The sequence below is a fragment of the Natronincola ferrireducens genome (genome assembly GCF_900100845.1).
Lineage (GTDB): Bacteria > Bacillota > Clostridia > Peptostreptococcales > Natronincolaceae > Natronincola_B > Natronincola_B ferrireducens.
The window spans coordinates 585,279-601,491 of record NZ_FNFP01000001.1 but is presented as its reverse complement, the minus strand read 5'-3'; the positions used below and the strand labels follow the sequence as shown (position 1 = coordinate 601,491).

General features: G+C 33.3%; 21 protein-coding genes and 1 other annotated feature. Of the genes, 4 read left to right on the top strand and 17 right to left on the bottom strand.

Features of this window, described 5'->3' with window-relative positions; genetic code table 11:
• Window positions 1-664: 664 nt before the first annotated feature.
• Both BLS22_RS02725 and BLS22_RS02720 read right to left on the bottom strand, forming a co-directional pair.
• The gene (locus BLS22_RS02725; RefSeq protein WP_090549970.1) at window positions 665-2,050 is read right to left on the bottom strand and encodes a putrescine aminotransferase; all 1,386 of its coding nucleotides are present in this window, start codon (window positions 2,048-2,050) and stop codon (window positions 665-667) included.
• Window positions 2,051-2,376: 326 nt separating this feature from the next.
• Complete coding sequence (locus BLS22_RS02720) at window positions 2,377-2,967, bottom strand: hypothetical protein (RefSeq protein ID WP_090549967.1); 591 nt, start codon at window positions 2,965-2,967, stop codon at window positions 2,377-2,379.
• A gap of 218 nt (window positions 2,968-3,185) precedes the next feature.
• On the opposite strand from BLS22_RS02720, the gene BLS22_RS02715 reads away from it, so the two are divergent.
• Window positions 3,186-3,458 (top strand): hypothetical protein, encoded by a 273-nt coding sequence (locus BLS22_RS02715; protein WP_090549965.1) that lies wholly within the window; start codon window positions 3,186-3,188, stop codon window positions 3,456-3,458.
• A 122-nt stretch (window positions 3,459-3,580) separates the two neighbouring features.
• The gene (locus tag BLS22_RS14970) at window positions 3,581-3,742 is read left to right on the top strand and encodes a hypothetical protein (RefSeq protein ID WP_176762020.1); all 162 of its coding nucleotides are present in this window, start codon (window positions 3,581-3,583) and stop codon (window positions 3,740-3,742) included.
• A 125-nt stretch (window positions 3,743-3,867) separates the two neighbouring features.
• On the opposite strand, the gene BLS22_RS02710 is transcribed toward BLS22_RS14970, so the two are convergent.
• From BLS22_RS02710 to BLS22_RS02695, 4 genes are all read right to left on the bottom strand, one after another.
• Window positions 3,868-4,572, bottom strand: coding sequence for a DUF881 domain-containing protein (locus BLS22_RS02710; RefSeq protein ID WP_176762019.1), 705 nt, complete (start codon window positions 4,570-4,572; stop codon window positions 3,868-3,870).
• Between the two features lie 90 nt (window positions 4,573-4,662).
• A complete protein-coding gene (locus BLS22_RS02705) occupies window positions 4,663-4,845 on the bottom strand; it encodes an alpha/beta-type small acid-soluble spore protein (RefSeq protein ID WP_330386455.1) in 183 nt (60 codons plus the stop codon).
• A gap of 66 nt (window positions 4,846-4,911) precedes the next feature.
• Window positions 4,912-5,907 (bottom strand): tryptophan--tRNA ligase, encoded by a 996-nt coding sequence (gene trpS / locus BLS22_RS02700; protein WP_090549956.1) that lies wholly within the window; start codon window positions 5,905-5,907, stop codon window positions 4,912-4,914.
• A gap of 75 nt (window positions 5,908-5,982) precedes the next feature.
• Window positions 5,983-6,213: a binding site (T-box leader), on the bottom strand.
• Between the two features lie 64 nt (window positions 6,214-6,277).
• Window positions 6,278-6,469, bottom strand: coding sequence for a hypothetical protein (locus BLS22_RS02695; protein ID WP_090549953.1), 192 nt, complete (start codon window positions 6,467-6,469; stop codon window positions 6,278-6,280).
• 220 nt (window positions 6,470-6,689) lie between these two features.
• Between BLS22_RS02695 and BLS22_RS02690 the strand changes: the two genes are divergently transcribed.
• Window positions 6,690-8,504 (top strand): heme NO-binding domain-containing protein, encoded by a 1,815-nt coding sequence (locus BLS22_RS02690; protein ID WP_090549951.1) that lies wholly within the window; start codon window positions 6,690-6,692, stop codon window positions 8,502-8,504.
• A gap of 28 nt (window positions 8,505-8,532) precedes the next feature.
• Here BLS22_RS02690 and BLS22_RS02685 read toward each other — a convergent pair whose 3' ends face one another.
• From BLS22_RS02685 to BLS22_RS02660, 6 genes are all read right to left on the bottom strand, one after another.
• Complete coding sequence (locus BLS22_RS02685; protein ID WP_090549948.1) at window positions 8,533-8,763, bottom strand: glutaredoxin family protein; 231 nt, start codon at window positions 8,761-8,763, stop codon at window positions 8,533-8,535.
• Between the two features lie 323 nt (window positions 8,764-9,086).
• The gene (locus BLS22_RS02680; RefSeq protein ID WP_090549945.1) at window positions 9,087-9,293 is read right to left on the bottom strand and encodes a hypothetical protein; all 207 of its coding nucleotides are present in this window, start codon (window positions 9,291-9,293) and stop codon (window positions 9,087-9,089) included.
• Window positions 9,294-9,494: 201 nt separating this feature from the next.
• Window positions 9,495-9,755 (bottom strand): metal-sensitive transcriptional regulator, encoded by a 261-nt coding sequence (locus tag BLS22_RS02675; protein ID WP_090549942.1) that lies wholly within the window; start codon window positions 9,753-9,755, stop codon window positions 9,495-9,497.
• A 74-nt stretch (window positions 9,756-9,829) separates the two neighbouring features.
• Entirely contained in the window at window positions 9,830-10,309 is a 480-nt protein-coding gene (locus BLS22_RS02670) for a 4Fe-4S binding protein (RefSeq protein ID WP_090549938.1), read from the bottom strand.
• A gap of 84 nt (window positions 10,310-10,393) precedes the next feature.
• A complete protein-coding gene (locus tag BLS22_RS02665; protein ID WP_090549936.1) occupies window positions 10,394-11,080 on the bottom strand; it encodes a Crp/Fnr family transcriptional regulator in 687 nt (228 codons plus the stop codon).
• Window positions 11,081-11,126: 46 nt separating this feature from the next.
• On the bottom strand, window positions 11,127-11,867 hold the full coding sequence (locus BLS22_RS02660) for a class I SAM-dependent methyltransferase (RefSeq protein ID WP_090549934.1): 741 nt from the start codon (window positions 11,865-11,867) through the stop codon (window positions 11,127-11,129).
• 258 nt (window positions 11,868-12,125) lie between these two features.
• Here BLS22_RS02660 and BLS22_RS02655 point away from each other — a divergent pair, with 258 nt between their 5' ends.
• Entirely contained in the window at window positions 12,126-12,311 is a 186-nt protein-coding gene (locus BLS22_RS02655) for a DUF1858 domain-containing protein (RefSeq protein WP_090549931.1), read from the top strand.
• Window positions 12,312-12,448: 137 nt separating this feature from the next.
• On the opposite strand, the gene BLS22_RS02650 is transcribed toward BLS22_RS02655, so the two are convergent.
• The 5 genes from BLS22_RS02650 to BLS22_RS02630 all read right to left on the bottom strand — a co-directional run bounded on the left by BLS22_RS02650 (window position 12,449) and on the right by BLS22_RS02630 (window position 16,211).
• Window positions 12,449-12,682, bottom strand: a complete 234-nt coding sequence (locus tag BLS22_RS02650; RefSeq protein ID WP_090549928.1) for a thioredoxin family protein — start codon at window positions 12,680-12,682, stop codon at window positions 12,449-12,451.
• Between the two features lie 208 nt (window positions 12,683-12,890).
• Window positions 12,891-13,745 (bottom strand): metal ABC transporter permease, encoded by an 855-nt coding sequence (locus BLS22_RS02645; protein ID WP_090549925.1) that lies wholly within the window; start codon window positions 13,743-13,745, stop codon window positions 12,891-12,893.
• Between the two features lie 20 nt (window positions 13,746-13,765).
• Window positions 13,766-14,512, bottom strand: coding sequence for a metal ABC transporter ATP-binding protein (locus BLS22_RS02640; RefSeq protein WP_090549923.1), 747 nt, complete (start codon window positions 14,510-14,512; stop codon window positions 13,766-13,768).
• Window positions 14,513-15,505 (bottom strand): metal ABC transporter solute-binding protein, Zn/Mn family, encoded by a 993-nt coding sequence (locus BLS22_RS02635; RefSeq protein WP_090549920.1) that lies wholly within the window; start codon window positions 15,503-15,505, stop codon window positions 14,513-14,515. It abuts the gene before it with no gap.
• A 280-nt stretch (window positions 15,506-15,785) separates the two neighbouring features.
• Window positions 15,786-16,211: a DUF1667 domain-containing protein gene (locus BLS22_RS02630; RefSeq protein ID WP_330386454.1), complete on the bottom strand. Its 426-nt coding sequence runs from the start codon at window positions 16,209-16,211 to the stop codon at window positions 15,786-15,788.
• Window positions 16,212-16,213: the final 2 nt, after the last annotated feature.

The window sequence follows — 16,213 nt, the reverse complement described above, 5'->3', positions numbered from 1 at the left end:
AGAATATCTAAAGTACAAAAGATCAGATTCCACGATTGAATTCAACTAAATTGATCTGATAATATCGCCATTTTTTTCTGTGAAAAACCATCCCCAAAAGCACTCAGTTGCTGATCAACCCCGGTTGTGCCCATCCTTGGTTTTTCCAAGATTTCAGTTATATTTTACCAAATCAAGCTAATTTCTAAATTCTACGTCAACTTTAAAATCCCTTGTCCTTTAGTAGTTTACGAAGAATCTAAATACCGTCTTCTAAATTATAATATGTAATACACCCCCTTTCAATAAATAGTTTGACTATTGTGACAATTGTTTATTTTTAAATCCCTTAATAAACCTCGTTTTTAAATAATGTCAAAAACTGAAATATTCAAATGATTGTTTTCAAAACTCAACAAAGACATTTTTGATATACTTACTTTATACCTATTGTTTAAACTTGGCTATTATGTCCCAAATTTAGCTTTATTTTAGGCTATGTTAAACTTCATTGTTGATTTTAGACTGAGTTGTAATTTTAGCATAAGCCGTAGATGACTGGACCCTAACATTTCTATGTTTTTCAAATATCAACATTTATCATGAACAGAGTATTATTTTAAAGTACAATAACCCTACACTGTCTGTTCTTTAAAACAGACAGTGTAGGGTTGTTTTTTTATTATTATTCCTTAGAAGCTGCTACAGATTCCCAGGTAACATTGAATTCTTCTTCTACTTCTGTAAGGGTCTCATCTAATCTTTCGATGATTGTGTCTATAGTTTCATAGCTAATAATTCCTGGTGGCTCTATTCTGTTAACCTTAGAATTTACTAAGGTACCTCCAGTCATAACGCCACGTTTGAATAATCCCTTTGAAACTCCCCAACCCATTTCTGCTGTTGGATATTCTAATCCTATTAATAAGCCCTTTCCTCTTATATCTACTAGGATCGGATGTTTCTTTTGTAATTCATATAATTTACCCATCATGTATTTACCTTTTTCATCGATTTGAGCTGGTAGATCATTTTCTAGCATATATTTAATTGTTGCAATGGCAGCTGCACAGCATACAGGATTGCCACCAAAGGTTGGTGAGCCTAAAACCCATGGATTTTCCTTTATATCCTCTGTCCATAGGTGAGGTCTTGCTATAATACCTGTTATAGGCATAACCCCTCCACCAAAGGCTTTACCAAAGGTCATGATATCTGGCACTACATCATAGTATTCAGCAGCCCACATAGTTCCTGTTCGACCCATTCCTGTTTGAATTTCATCAAAGATTAAGATAACATCGTACTTATCACATATTTCTCTTAGTCTCTTTAAATATCCGTCAGGAGGTAAAATAATTCCTGCTTCCCCTTGGATTGGCTCTACAATCATGGCAGCTACGGTTTCCCCTACTGCTATGAGGTTTTTAATGGCTTTTTCTGCTGCATCCGCATCACCAAATTCTACATGCTGTACTCCTTGAATCATAGGAAGATATGGCTTTCTGTAGGTTCCTTTTCCTCCCATAGTCACTGCACCAAGGGATTTACCATGGAAACCATTTACTGTAGAAATATAGTAGTTCTTTCCTGAAGCCAATCTAGCAAGCTTTAATGCCATTTCTACTGCTTCTGCACCACCGTTACAGAAGAAGGCATATTGTAAATCTCCTGGTGTAGCCATAGCTAATATGTTTGCTAGATATCCTCTTAATGGATCTACTAGCTCTTGACTATGGAGGGCATATCTGTTTAATTGAGCCTGTACATACTTTAGGATTTCAGGATTTCTGTGGCCACATGTGTAAATACCGAAACCACCTAAACAGTCAATAAATTCGTTTCCATATAAATCCTTAAAGGTTTCTACTGAATCCTCCCACTCAACAAATGCTGCATCGGTGGATACGGATTTACGATAGGCTAACCATCCAGGGTTGACGTTTTCGTTAAAATTCTGGATAGCATCTTTTACAATTTGATCCTTTTCCTGATCGGTTAATTCTTCCTTTAAAATAAAATCCAACACCTTTTGAGCTTCTTGCAAAGCCTTTTTCTTATCAGTTTTCATTCTTCATATTCCTCCCTTTTATAAATATTATTTTCTTTGTCTTAACTATCTGCCACCTATATAAAGCAAAATTCGTGCCACAATTTTCTAAATAATTTATATTTTTAGATAATTATGTTTGGGGTCCATTGTTATTCCAAAGTTTCATGGGACTAGTTTTTTTATAAGAAAGAGTAAAAAGTATATTTTTGTAGATTTATATTAACTCTTATATTCTCATAATTAAGAACCTATAAAAAAAAGTGATGATATGCTAGTCTTATCAACACCTTTCCTATAATTATTAAAAATGATATGACAATCTCATTAATGAGAAAACAAATTGCTTACTTTTCATTTAGGTAAACAAAAAGAATTGGAGCTTTTAAAATTCTTTTATATTCTTTTATTTTTCTTTTTACTTCTCCTCTAAGAAAGAAAAAGTTAGATACAGCTTCCCAAGCAAATACCCATCCTCCTATATATGAGCCTTCTATTACAGTGGTTGATAATGGACTAACGGTTAGCGTTTCTTCTAAAATAGAACTAGCAAAAAGTATGGTAAAGGCAGCAATTACATACAATAAAGTCTTTTTATAAAGCTCCTTTAAGCTCCTCTCTTCACTTGTTAAGTAGTGGGAATATTGATTTTTAAAGCCTTTTATAATGTTATTTTCCTTGGTTATATCCCGCTCCTCTTCTGTTACAGTGATGACCAATTCTATGTCATGCTCTAAAGAGACTTCTTGAGAGCATTCATCTAAAAAGAAGATTAAATCAGGATCTAAATCCCGTCTTTTAAAGGAGGCATTATCCCATTCGTTGAAAAGGTAAATATACTTTTCTAGAAGAATCTCTATAATTAGATTGCCACTTTTAGGATTTAAAGGGTACATAGCATTTAAATACGTATCCTTTTCATACTCCTTATGTTTCATTCTTACATCCCCTTAACTTTTTAGTTTATCTTTTATTCTTCCCACCGTTTTTAAAGAATTTTGCACTAAATAGGTACATTGCAATATTTATCATAATATATTATAATAATATAATTCCATTTAAAGACTAAACTTTTTATTTTATTATAAAAATTTTTCTTTGAATTTTTTAATTTTCAATTATCAATAGAATGCTTATTTAAGGAGTGTAATAGGGTATGGAATTTATAGATACTGGAACTTTTCTTATTGTAGAGTGGTTTAAGACCTTTGTGATCTTTACTGTTGTAGATAGGATATTAATGGGTCAAAGAATTATAGATAGTCTTAAAAGTCATAACAATTATATTTCATCTTTATTGGTTGCAGCCTTTTTAATGATTGCTCGAGCTCAACAATTTTCTATCTCTTACCTATTATTTTGGGGATTTATTGTTATAATTGTATATAATTTCATTAAATTTATCAAGAATTTTTTTCTTAAGTTTTAACAGAATAATGTCAATCTTCCCTTTTATTGCATCTATAAAGTTTTTATTTCTACAGAAAATATACTATATAAAGTAAATATCTTTATATAACAAGTTTGTATCTACATTAGGGAGGAATGATTATGATAAAAAAATTAGTATCTTTGGGCTTAATAGCATTGACTTTAGTTACTCTATATCCTAAAGATATAAACACCTATAAAACCCACGATACAAAAGTATTAACATTGGAGGATTCAATAGACTCCTTCAAATCACAAACCACCATCAAACAAATATGTTAATGCCGAGACAAACCAGGAAGTTTATGATTTCCCAAGGTTTCCTTCGATAGGAGGAAATAATTGTTTATTGCATATACAAATAAAAAAACAACAAGACTTCATGGGGTCTTGTTGTTTTTTTGTCTTTATTGAGTATCTTCTATAATTTGAAAAAATTCCATAGGTTTTTCTTTCGTAAGGGCGGGTATTTTTACTTCATCGGCAAATTCAACAGAGGTATTGATACCATCTACCTCCATTAACTCAAATAGGAGGGTTCTATAGGTTATATAACGCTGGAAATCATCAATATCTCCTATGGCTCTTATAACATATGGAGGTGCCATTGGTGTCATATTGGCATTAATATGATTGCCCGCCAGAGTTATTTCACTTCTGGAGGTAATTCTATGGTTGTTAATAGATATTACCTCAGCCCCTGCCATCCTAAGTTCGTTGACTAAATTAATAAGATATCTTTTCTGTTCAACAATCATGGCTATATTTTCATCTAATGTACTTGCTAAAGTAATAATCATGCCAGGTCCTGCCACTATTTGATGGCCTGCCAATAGTTTATATTCATTCACCTTTGAACTTAAATTTTGTAACACAATATTTTCTACAGTTTTTTCATCTTCATAGATGGTCACTTGACTTTTTAATTGTTTGATCCTCTTTTTCATATCCTGATTGGCCTTCCTTAAGTCTGCTATTTCTTGGGTTTCTATACCTGGACTAAAAGGAAGCTGATTTTCTATTTTGTCTATCATCTCTATATGAATACCAATAACCATGCCAAACACAGCAAACAATAAAAATAGTATAACGGAAACATGCGTTTTTTTCACCATTCCACTTCCTTTAGTTAAGCTTTTTTCTTATATAAAATAATACCCCTTCCAACTTAAATAGTCAAATGGAAATAAGTATAGGAAGGTCTAAGACCTTCCTAAGTTGGTTAATGATTTTTCTGCATCCTCTACCATTTTTTTCACTATATTGCCCCCTACATAACCTGCATTGGTTTGGTTTTCTAATCCCAATTCCTTTGCTACTTCAACTTTAAAGGAGTTTAAGGCTTGCCTAGCCTCTGGTACGACAGAATTTTTTTTGTTTTTCACCGCTATCACCTCTATATTTAGTATAGATAGATAGTCGTATTTTATAAGTGGAAGGTTTTAACAAGTTTAAAGAAGACCAATTTTTTCCTTTACATCCTTTATGGTTTTTTCTGCAATTGCTCCAGCCCTCTCAGCACCCTTCCTATAGATGTCTGTTATATAATCAGGGTTCTTCATATAATTATCATATTTTTCTTTAAAAGGTCTTAGACTTTCTACTAGCAATTCTGCTAACTCAGTTTTAAAAGCACCATAGCCTTTTCCTTCATACTTATTCACTACATCCTCTATAGTACAATTAGCCACCTGAGAATAAATGGTGATAAGGTTTTTTATGCCAGGTTGCTCATCCCGATAAGCTACTTTGTTTTCACTATCAGTAACAGCCCGTTTCATTTTTTTAACAATTAGATCATTACTATCTAATAACAAGATGGTGCCATTTACATTTTCATCGGATTTAGACATTTTCTTCTCTGGTTCCTGGAGACTCATGATTCGAGCTCCTACTTTTGCCAAATAAATTTCTGGTATTTCAAAAGTATCTCCATAGGCATTGTTGAAGCGAAGAGCAATATCTCTAGCCAGTTCTAAATGCTGTTTTTGGTCTTCTCCTACTGGAACTAGGTTTGTTTGATATAATAAAATGTCTGCTGCTTGTAGCACTGGATAAGAGAACAATCCTGCATTTATATTGTCCCTATGGATTTCTGACTTTTCTTTGAATTGGGTCATACGATTAAGCTCTCCCATATAAGTGATACAATTTAAAATCCAGTTAAGTTCCGTATGTTGAGGTACATGGGATTGAAAAAAGATAATATTTTTTTCTGGGTCTAGGCCACAAGCTAAATATTGTGCTAAAAAAGACAAACAGGATTCTCTAAACATCTTAGGATCTTGACGAATTGTCAAGGAATGTAAATCTACAATAGAATATAAACATTGATAATCCTGCTCCAATGCCTTCCAATTTTGTATAGCTCCAATATAATTGCCCAATGTTAAGCTGCCCGTTGGTTGGGCACCACTAAAAATAACCTTTTCTTTTGTTGTAGTCATAATAATACCCTCCTTGTTATTTTGCTATTTTTATTTCTTTTAAGAAAACAAAATCCTCCGTCCTAAAAATAAATTTTTAGAGACGAAGGATTATACTCCGCGGTACCACTCTAGTTAGTGTAAAACACCCACTCAATCGTTGATAACATCAACACTTCCTTAACGGAGGAAGTGGCCGTCTAGACCTACTATTATTTCAGTCAGCACTCCTAAGCCCATTCAAAATAGTTCCTGTATCGATCTTCCACCATCATCGACTCGCTTAAATCAAGCACTACTTTTACTATCCTTATTCATCGCTTTTCTGTATATTATTTTCTGTATTATAATTTATATTTTTTCCATTGTCAATCATTCTATAAGGGAAATGTTAATATTTATTTTCCAACTCATCTATTCGTCTTTCCAGCTCTCTAATTTTTTGCAGCAGATAATCTTCATTCTCTCCCATATTTTTTGACTTTCCAAAATGTCGTAGAAGTAAAATAGTAATTACAATCGGCACTGTAAACAATGCAATAATTAAAATTAAATTAAAAAATTGAAATAATACTGAGCCCATAGCCCTCACCGTCCTATAATAACTATATTTATATAGTTATTATATCACATTTCTTTAATAAGTTGATATACTTCCTGTTTAATGGATTTTTTGTTTGTTTATCCAATACATTTTTTGGTATAATTACATAGTGGGAGTTTGTCATATTTTAGCATATTATGTTTTAGTATTCTATTTATTAGGTATATATTTTTTATAATTATAATAAAGAGGTGATTTTGTGAAGGGTACTGTTGTTTCTACATGGTTAAATAGTCTCCGAAGTCTCTTTGGGGATGAAGTGGTAAATGAAGGAATTAATAGAGCAGGTTGGAATGTTGACAGAATTATCACTCCTCTAGAGGAGATTCCTGATGATGAAATTTTCTTAGTATTCTCTGTTATTGCAAAAAAAGTTAATAAACCTGTTGAAGTCATATGGAGAGAGGTTGGAAGACAAAACATTAACTCCTTTCAAAAGTGGTTTCCTTCTTATTTTGAAAGATATAGTCTCAAGGGCTTTCTTATGATGATGGATGATGTACATTCCCAATTAACAAAAATGATTAAGGGGGCTAATCCTCCTAGGCTCTTAGCTAAAGAGATAGGTGAAAAAGAGATAGAAATAACCTATCAATCTAAAAGAGGATTGTTTGATTACTTTTTAGGGCTTTTAGAGGGTAGTGCCGCTTATTTTGATGAAAAAATAGACGTTAATATCTTAGACTCTGGTACCACCCCTGATGGAAAAAAATATATGAGGGTTAATATTAAGCTAGAAAAATCTCCTGATAAGATTCATCATGCTACCCCGACAAAAATTTTGGGCTTTGGTTTTTTAAAAAGTATTCCACTGAAAATCAGTCTATTTACCACCATCATCCTATTTATTACTTGCCTGATTATGATGGGAGGGGAGAGTTGGCTATCCAGCATAGTTATTTCTTCTGTAGCTTTAATAACAACCTATGTAGGTGCATCTATAGTTCTTCAGCCTATGGGATTTTTTCTATCAGAGATGAAAAAAATTAGAAACTATGATTTTGGAAGTAAAACAGTGGTTAAAACCAAGGATACCTTTGAGGATACCTTTCATCTTTTTAATGAAACAAAGGCTACTATAAAGAAAGACTTTTTGTTCCTCAAGGGTGGCACCGATGACATGAATAACTTTGTCCATGAATTTTCTATCATAGCTGAAAATATGAAGAATTTATCTGACTCTATCGCTGCTGTAGTTCACGAGGTGGCGTTGAGTGCCACTAATCAGGCGGAAGAGACTGAAGGGGCTGTTGGAATTTTAGATGAATATATTTCCACCTTAAATAAAATTGTAGAGGAGGAAACAGAAGGAAAGAATCAATTGGAAGGAGCTGTAAAGGATTTAGAAACTTCCTTTAATGATGTAAAAAATGTTACTGCTATGATTAACGAAGTAAAGGATAATTTCTCTACTGTTAATTATCAGGGTAAGGATCTTTCTCTACAGGCTACAAAAATTATGGAGATCAGTTCTACTGTGGAATCTATAGCAGATCAGACCAATCTTTTAGCATTAAATGCTGCTATCGAGGCCGCCAGTGCCGGTGAGGCTGGGAGGGGCTTTACAGTAGTTGCTCAGGAAATACGGAAGTTAGCTGAAAACTCTAAATCCGCCGTAAAGGATATTAATGCTAATCTGGTCTTCTTTATACAGCAGATAGAAGGTTTTGTAAAGGCCATCGAAACCCAATATCATCAATTGGAGTCAAGCAATGCTACCCTAGAAAAGGTAACCATTGATAATCAATCCTCCACTAACCAAATTGTTGGTGTTGCCAATATCATCGTAAAACTTATTGATCAATTATCGACAGAAACCAACAATCTTACAAAAGTTGTTGAAAATATCCATTCTTTAGCTGCTATTTCTGAAGAAAACTCAGCAGCATCAGAAGAAATGAGTGCCAACGTTACTCAATACTCTGAAAAGGTAAAGGACCTTTCTGAAAACATTGCCTTATTAGAGGATCTTACTAAAAACTTTAAAAATGAACTGCAAAAATACAAAATTTAAGGCGAAGAAAAATTCTTCGCCTTAAATTTTATTTTAATAACTCTTCAATTTTATCCTTATCAAATCCTACGATGGTTTCTCCACCAATTTCAACTACTGGCACAGCCATAAAACCTTTTTGCATTAATTCTTTTCTAGCGGATGGGTCCGTCTGTACATTTCTTTCTGTATAACTAACACCTTTTTGTGAAAGAAACTCCTTCACTGTTACGCAGTGGGGGCATGTATTGCTTGTAAAAACAATTACTTCCTTTGACATAATAAATTCCTCCTCAAAATCATTTTCAAATTATAAATACCCAAAGATCAGCATAACAAACAGTTGAACTATTGGTAACAAAATTTGAATTCTACTATTATATTATCCTATTTTACTTTTAAAAATAAGGGATAATCCCTCAACATCTTGTCATAGTTTTATTTATACAATATCAACATCTATCTTTAACATAGCCAAAACTAATGTAATGATATTTATATGTTTTTTATTAATCCTATAATTTTCTCAAGTATGGTTAGTGGTATACAATCTATACTCTATACACACCCCTATTATCAAAAGAATCTTTTAATGGATTTATGTTAACTGCCTTGAGTATATTTTTTAATACCTCGTCTTATTTCCTCTCTAGTGTATAAAGATTCACCATACTCCTTGATATTTTGATATTGTATTAATTCTACAATAGCCCCCATATTATATTTGTTAATTTCATTGACATTGTGAAAAAAGTTCTTTTTTTCATCTAACTCTGCAATAAAGGAAACAACATCTTTATTGGACTCCATAGATTCACTCCTTCATTTATTTTTCTTTCATTATTTTGTTTCATTGCAGAAAATATATACTCCTATTCTTCTAGTTGCCATTCTAGAAGCTTTTTTCTAAGCCCATCATTATATTACAAAGGTAATCCTTATAAAGCAGGAGTTAGGCTATTAACAAATTCTATAGAGGAAAATAACACCTTCTCTTGATCAGACAAGGTGTTATTTTGAAAACTTCATAATGGTTTTTAAAATTTTATCTACTTCATCTCTTGTGATGTTTTCCCTCAGCAAACACTCCTTGGCATGGTCTTCTACAATGATGGACCCCACCTTCTCTAGGGAGGATTTTACTGCTGCTATTTGCAATAATACATCATCACAGGCTTTCTCTTCTTCAATCATTTTTTCAATTCCTTGAATATGTCCCTTGATGGTCTTTAGTCGATTCAATATGTCTTTTCTAATTTGTTGTTGATCCATGTCTTCACTTCCTTTTAGGGTTCATACTATCATCATTCTTCAATTATATAAAGTTTTTGCCATTTCTACAATGTTTAAGCAGCTTTTCGAGATTTTTTTTGGTTTTTTTCAATCAATCCAGTTGCATACCCCATAGGACATACGGTACACCAGCTTCTTGGTTGAAAAACAACTCCCATCACAACACCTACTAAGGTAGATACCGTCATCATCCTAACAATAGCAAAGGCTGTTTTTGTAAAGTCTCCCCCCGCCATAACTAAAGAAATACTAAACATCCCTAGCATCCAAACCAGCATAATATTTTTAACTGTTTTAGTTTTAAAGGATTTTGGTAGATTATTTCTAAAGCTTACTTTATCTAAAAATACACCAAATAGAGATCCCCTCGGGCAGTATTTAGCACAATGAACTCTACCGCCACCACGAAGAGCTAAATATACTGGTGTTCCCATACATAGTAGTCCTAAAATCCCAAAACGAATATCTACAATAGCTAATGTGAAAAATAATACCATGAAAATCCATGACCATTTCATAATTGAGTTTTTCATATATACATCCCTCCCAGTAGTTTTCCCCTCCCCTATTGGGGGGGTATATATATAATACACCTTTTTTCTATAAAAATCAATAGTCTATTGAATCCAGCTCTTTAATTTTTCCATATTCTTTATAATAATTTTTTTTCCTTGAATTTCAATAGAACCCTCCTTTTTAAATTGACTTAGGGCTCGACTAACGGTTTCCCTCGCTGTTCCTATCATATTTGCCAATTCCTGTCTAGATATGTTTAATTTCATTTCAATACCATCTTCTTTTTCAGTCCCATGGTCATCAGCAAAGGTTAAAAGACTTTTAGCAATACGGCTATAGGTATCTCCTAAAGCTAATTCCTTTACCTTTTGTTGAGAATAAAAAAGTTTTTTGCTAAGAACCTTGATAATCTGTAGAGCAATTTCTGCATTGGTTCGTACCAAGTCCTCTAGATCCTTATTTTTAATCATACCAATTTCAGCATCCTCTAGAATTTCCGCTGAAGCAGGATAACAAATATCATTAAATAAGGTTACTTCTGCAAAAACCCCTCCCTCCGACAGGATGGTGAAAATATGCTCCCTCCCATCGGGGGTAGTCTTGTATACTTTTACCTTTCCAGACTTAATAAAATAGAAGGCTTCCCCAGGATCTCCCTCCATAAAAATAATCGTTCCTTTTTTAAAATGTCTTTCAGTACTGATTTTACTGATTTTTTCTATATCTTCATCCTTTAAGTGTGTAAACACTGGCATTTTTTTTAAAATATTTATTGCTACATTTTTCATTTCATAACCCCCTTTTGACTACAAAACCTACAAACTTAAATGTTACCTATTTTTTAGCAGCTACTACGATTCCATAGCTTTCTTCTTTGTAGGGCTCCTCTTGAAACCCTCCAAACAAATCAATAGTTTTAAATCCTGCATTTTGCAGCATACCTATTAGTTGTTGACTTTGCAGGGGATATAGGGGTACAGAGTTCCTATAGACCGCTTCTTCTTCGCCTTTTGTTACGATAAGCTCTGTATTAAAGTGAATTAATCGTTTTTCCTCTTCATAAACATATTTCCTAATGAATTTAACTCCCACCTCTTTATTTTCTATAGTAGGTAAACCGTCTATATTGTATTGAATGATTTTATCATAATTAATAATTTGCAATAGGAGGTTCCCCCCCTCTTTTAAAATATAGTACATTTGATTTAAAGTCTGCTGTATTTCCTCCAGCTGTGTCAAATGCACAAGGGAATTGCCAATACAAAATACAACATCAAAGGTTTCCCTCTGGAAGTGCTTATCCAGCTCCTTCATATCTCCCACATATGTATTTAATAAAATTCCCTTTTCCTTTGCCTTTACCTTTGTTTCTTCAATCATTCCTTTGTCTAAATCAATAGCCGAAATGTCAAACCCCTTCTCAGCCAATGCTATAGCATAGTTCCCTGTCCCTGAAGCAATATCTAATATAGTATTCGTAGAGTCTGTAATCCTCTTTTTAATAAAATTTAGTTGAGGATCTCCTGTAGGAAAAACATAATCATAATATTTACTGAATTCTTCATAAAATCCCATTCTATCTCCTCCTATTTTTATACTTTTTATATCTATACCATTTTTTACTTAGGCTAAAGAACTAAAAAGGTCATCATTATTTTTATATATTATAACCTAATCTAAGGTTAATTACATCGTTCTTCCCATCTAATTCAGGTAAACTTTTCCTATATGTGATATATATCACTTTATTTTGTGATTTTTGTAATATTTATTGAAGGTAGTTCATTGTATAATAAGGATAAAGAACTTATTAAAAATAGGAGGTTATAATCCATGAAAATTACACAAGATACAAAAATCAGTGAAGTTTTAAAAATTAACCCTAATGCCGTTTCTATTTTAATGTCTTTTGGTATGGGATGCCTAGGTTGTCCTTCTGCTCAAATGGAAACATTGGGTCAAGCTGCAGCTGTTCATGGTATTGATGTAAATGTTTTATTGGAAAAGCTTAATCAATAATAAGCTGTATTTATTGATATGCAAAAAAGTCTGGAGTTAAAATCAATTTTAGCTCCAGACTTTTTGATAACCAACAATAGGAAATTATAAGCTTGAAATTAGAATAAAGGTCTACAAATCATATAAAAGCTCCAGCCTTAGCTCTTTAGTAGTTTTTTAATTTCTTCAACCTTTAATACTTTTCCAGTAGATACTACAGTTCCATCTACTACTAGGCCTGGGGTTTTCATTACACCATGCTCTGCAATAGATTTAAAGTCTGTTACCTTTTCCACCGTTGCTTCAAAATCCAACTGCTTTAGGGCTTCCTTCACATTTTCCTCTAAGATGTTACAATTTTTACATCCTGATCCCAGTACTTTAACTATCATATTTCCTCCTCCTTTTACCATACCCTCTGTTAAACACTATTGTTGATTTTAGCATTCTATGAATTCTGGGGTTCTGTCATCTCAGAGTGACAATCCCTCAGTATCTTGTCATGATTTTATTTATACAATATCAACATCTATGTTTAACATAGCCTTAATATATAATTATATTATTATATATTAATAATATTCTTTCCCCTTATCTATGTCAACCTTTGTCCATAAAAAAGTTCACTTTACTTACTTTTTTAACAGTTTGCAGCTTTTTTTGTATGTTTTTGATAATAATCGTTATAATTAAAATAAATACCCCCGATAAAACAATGGTGCCCCCTGGAGCTAAGTCTCCATAAAAGGAAACCGTCAATCCCGTCAGTACTGATAATAGGGCAAATAAAAGGGAATAAATCCAAGTCTTTTTAAAGCTTTTACCTATTTGTAAGCTAGTAGCCACCGGCACCACCATTAAGGAGGAAACCAGTAAAATTCCTACAATTCGCATTGATATTGCAATGGTTATACCAATTAAAATAATAAAATATAAATTCATCCATTTTATAGGTACCCCTGATAATGCAGCAGCTTCCTCATCAAAGGTGATATAAAATAATCCTCTATAAAGAAAAATCACTGATGCCATGATGAAGATACTTAAAAACACCACTACTACCACATCTTTGTTGGAAACCAAAGCAATGCTTCCAAATAAATAACTGAAAATAGCAGCATTGGAGCTTCCTATACTAATTAAAATCGTTGCCAAGCCTATCCCGATTGACAAAATGATGGCAATAGATAGTTCTTCATAATCCTTGAAGGTCTTTCTCAGCTTTTCTACACCAATTGCTGCCAATATAGAAAAAATCAAAGCTGAATAAGTGGGATAAATGCCCCCCAGCATACCTGCCGCCACACCTGCTAGGGCTACATGGGACAAAGTATCTCCAATCATAGATAACCTTCGTAATACAATAAATATCCCAATGGTAGGACATACTAAGGCCACCATAATCCCTGCAACAAAAGCCCGTTGCATAAAGCTATAGGTTAAAATTTCTGGCATACTTTTTCCCCTCTATTCCTCTAATGTCTATGCTGAAGGAGTCTAGCCCTATCTCCATAGACATTTCTAATATACTCCTCCTCGTTAAAGGACTTGGATTGATGAACAAATATTTTGCGGTTACCTACACAGGCAACACGATTGGTATAGTCAGTAATTACCCCTAAGTCATGGGAAACCATTACTAGGGTTATTCCCATCTCTTTATTTAACTTACACATTAGGGCATAAAATTTTTCTTGGGATGCTATATCAACTCCAACTAGAGGTTCATCCATAAAAATAATTTTAGGATTACTAATTAGAGTCCGAGCTATAAAAATTCTCTGCTGTTCTCCTCCTGACAAGGTGCCAATAAGCCTATCCTTATACTCCCTCATCCCTACAATTTCCAGCACCCTATCTACTTTCCCACGATGAACTCTTCGTAAAAATTTAAAAATTCCCATTTGATGATATAGGTTAGCTGCAATGATTTCCTCTACTGTGGCAGGAAAGCTATTGTTAAAGTTTCTGACTCTTTGAGAGATATAACCAATCTTGTGCCACTGCCTAAAGGCTTCTATTGGCCTACCCATTAAATAAATTTTGCCCTGCTGAGGTTTTAATAACCCCAGCAGGAGCTTCACAAGGGTACTCTTAGCTGAACCATTTGGTCCAACAATCCCCATAAAATCCCCTTGTTGAATACTGAAATTTACATTTGTTAATATAGGTATAGTATCATATTGAAAGGATAAATCTTTAACCTCTGCTATTGCTGCCATTTATTCCACCAAAGCTTTCTTTAGATTTTCTAGGTTTTTATACATTAGGGATAGGTAATCTTCGCCAAATTCCCTCTGTTCCTCTGTTAAACCTTCTATGTTGTATAGTGTCAGCACTTCTAAATTAGCTTCTTCACCTAAAATTTCTGCAGTTCTAGGATTTGCCAAACCTTCAAAGAATATATATTTTAAGTTAAACTCCTTAGCTTTTTCGGTTAATTCTGCCAATCTCCCAGGACTAGGCTCTTGATGGGGTGAAACACCTGAAACGGCTATTTCTTTTATATTATACCTATTGGCTAAATAACCAAAGGCAGAGTGGGATACCAATATTCTTCTCCCTACAGCCTTCTCTAAACCTTCTATAAAGTCTTTATCAAGATTTTTCAATTGATTTCTAAAGTTTATATAGTTCTCTTCATAATATCCTATATTTTCAGGATCTATTTCCACAAAGGCATCCTTGATTCCTTCTGCTATTTTTATGACATTGATGGGGTCCATCCAAATATGAGGATCATATTCTCCATCATGATGATGATGATCATGTTCATGATGATGATATCCATTATCTTCTTCAAATTTGATAAGTTCTAATCCTTTATTGGCTTCGATGATAATCGTATTTTTGTCTTTAAAAATCTCCAACACACCGTCGATCCAAGGCTCCATCCCTAATCCATTGTAGATAAGTACATCTGCCGTTTCCAGTTGAGCTATAATCCTTGGAGAAGGGTCAAAGCTGTGGGGATCTATGGCATGGGGAACAACAACGGAAACATCTACTAAATCGCCTCCTACTTTTTTAGCAAAATCATATAGAGGGTAGAAGCTGGCAAACATTTTAATTCGAGGTTCCATCACTACTTCTCCATCCTGGACCTCCAACTCTTCAATACTACTTTCCTCCATTAAAGTTATTGGACTGCATCCCACAAATATATAGGTTAGAATAAGTAGGATAATGCCGTATTTTATTGACTTGCCTTTCATTTTTATACCTCCGATTTCTTTATTTATAGAAAATGCAAATTTGTTGCATTTCCCATATATTATATCCATTTTTATCCTGAAGTAAACTCCCTTGAACAATAAAGAGTATGTATGTGTACACTCTATAGCTTGTTGTCCTGGCTATATTTAAGATAAAATCCCTATTGTAAATAAAAGTAAAAAAATATAAATATTAGAATAATAATACAAGTAAAGAAGTAAATTCAAAGGGGGTATAGGGACTATAGTCCCTATACCCCCTTTGAATTTGGGTGCTGTATTATAGGTTTATTATTTTTTTTATTTTGGGGTGAGTAAAATAATAATTGAGTTCTTCATTTTCATGCATGCTTCTAGAGGCAATTACATCTACCCCTGTATCTAAAACATTTTTAATAATTACTTCTCCTGCCTTTATAGGTGCCTTCACTTCAACCTTGTTGATTAATTTCATTGCCTGAAAAATCTGGGATTTAGGAATATCTCCATTTGTTCGTACAGGCAGTCTATTTAAAAAAGCATTGGTTATTTTTACTGTTGTTGTCAGTGGTCTAGTGGGATTCGTCATTTCCCTAATCCCATAATTCAAACCTTTTGAACATTTGTTACCTACTACCCCGTAACCTACTTGATTGGTATCATCCTTAGTAACCATCAGTTTACAACCTAATGGACATACAATACAAACCATCTCTTTTCCTTCCAATA

Coding starts and splice junctions, on each gene's coding strand:
- BLS22_RS02725 (WP_090549970.1), bottom strand. CDS start 2,050: ATGAAAACTGATAAGAAAAAGGCTTTGCAAGAAGCTCAAAAGGTGTTG.
- BLS22_RS02720 (WP_090549967.1), bottom strand. CDS start 2,967: ATGAAACATAAGGAGTATGAAAAGGATACGTATTTAAATGCTATGTAC.
- BLS22_RS02715 (WP_090549965.1), top strand. CDS start 3,186: ATGGAATTTATAGATACTGGAACTTTTCTTATTGTAGAGTGGTTTAAG.
- BLS22_RS14970 (WP_176762020.1), top strand. CDS start 3,581: ATGATAAAAAAATTAGTATCTTTGGGCTTAATAGCATTGACTTTAGTT.
- trpS (WP_090549956.1), bottom strand. CDS start 5,907: ATGACTACAACAAAAGAAAAGGTTATTTTTAGTGGTGCCCAACCAACG.
- BLS22_RS02695 (WP_090549953.1), bottom strand. CDS start 6,469: ATGGGCTCAGTATTATTTCAATTTTTTAATTTAATTTTAATTATTGCA.
- BLS22_RS02685 (WP_090549948.1), bottom strand. CDS start 8,763: ATGTCAAAGGAAGTAATTGTTTTTACAAGCAATACATGCCCCCACTGC.
- BLS22_RS02680 (WP_090549945.1), bottom strand. CDS start 9,293: ATGGAGTCCAATAAAGATGTTGTTTCCTTTATTGCAGAGTTAGATGAA.
- BLS22_RS02675 (WP_090549942.1), bottom strand. CDS start 9,755: ATGGATCAACAACAAATTAGAAAAGACATATTGAATCGACTAAAGACC.
- BLS22_RS02670 (WP_090549938.1), bottom strand. CDS start 10,309: ATGAAAAACTCAATTATGAAATGGTCATGGATTTTCATGGTATTATTT.
- BLS22_RS02665 (WP_090549936.1), bottom strand. CDS start 11,080: ATGAAAAATGTAGCAATAAATATTTTAAAAAAAATGCCAGTGTTTACA.
- BLS22_RS02660 (WP_090549934.1), bottom strand. CDS start 11,867: ATGGGATTTTATGAAGAATTCAGTAAATATTATGATTATGTTTTTCCT.
- BLS22_RS02655 (WP_090549931.1), top strand. CDS start 12,126: ATGAAAATTACACAAGATACAAAAATCAGTGAAGTTTTAAAAATTAAC.
- BLS22_RS02650 (WP_090549928.1), bottom strand. CDS start 12,682: ATGATAGTTAAAGTACTGGGATCAGGATGTAAAAATTGTAACATCTTA.
- BLS22_RS02645 (WP_090549925.1), bottom strand. CDS start 13,745: ATGCCAGAAATTTTAACCTATAGCTTTATGCAACGGGCTTTTGTTGCA.
- BLS22_RS02640 (WP_090549923.1), bottom strand. CDS start 14,512: ATGGCAGCAATAGCAGAGGTTAAAGATTTATCCTTTCAATATGATACT.
- BLS22_RS02635 (WP_090549920.1), bottom strand. CDS start 15,505: ATGAAAGGCAAGTCAATAAAATACGGCATTATCCTACTTATTCTAACC.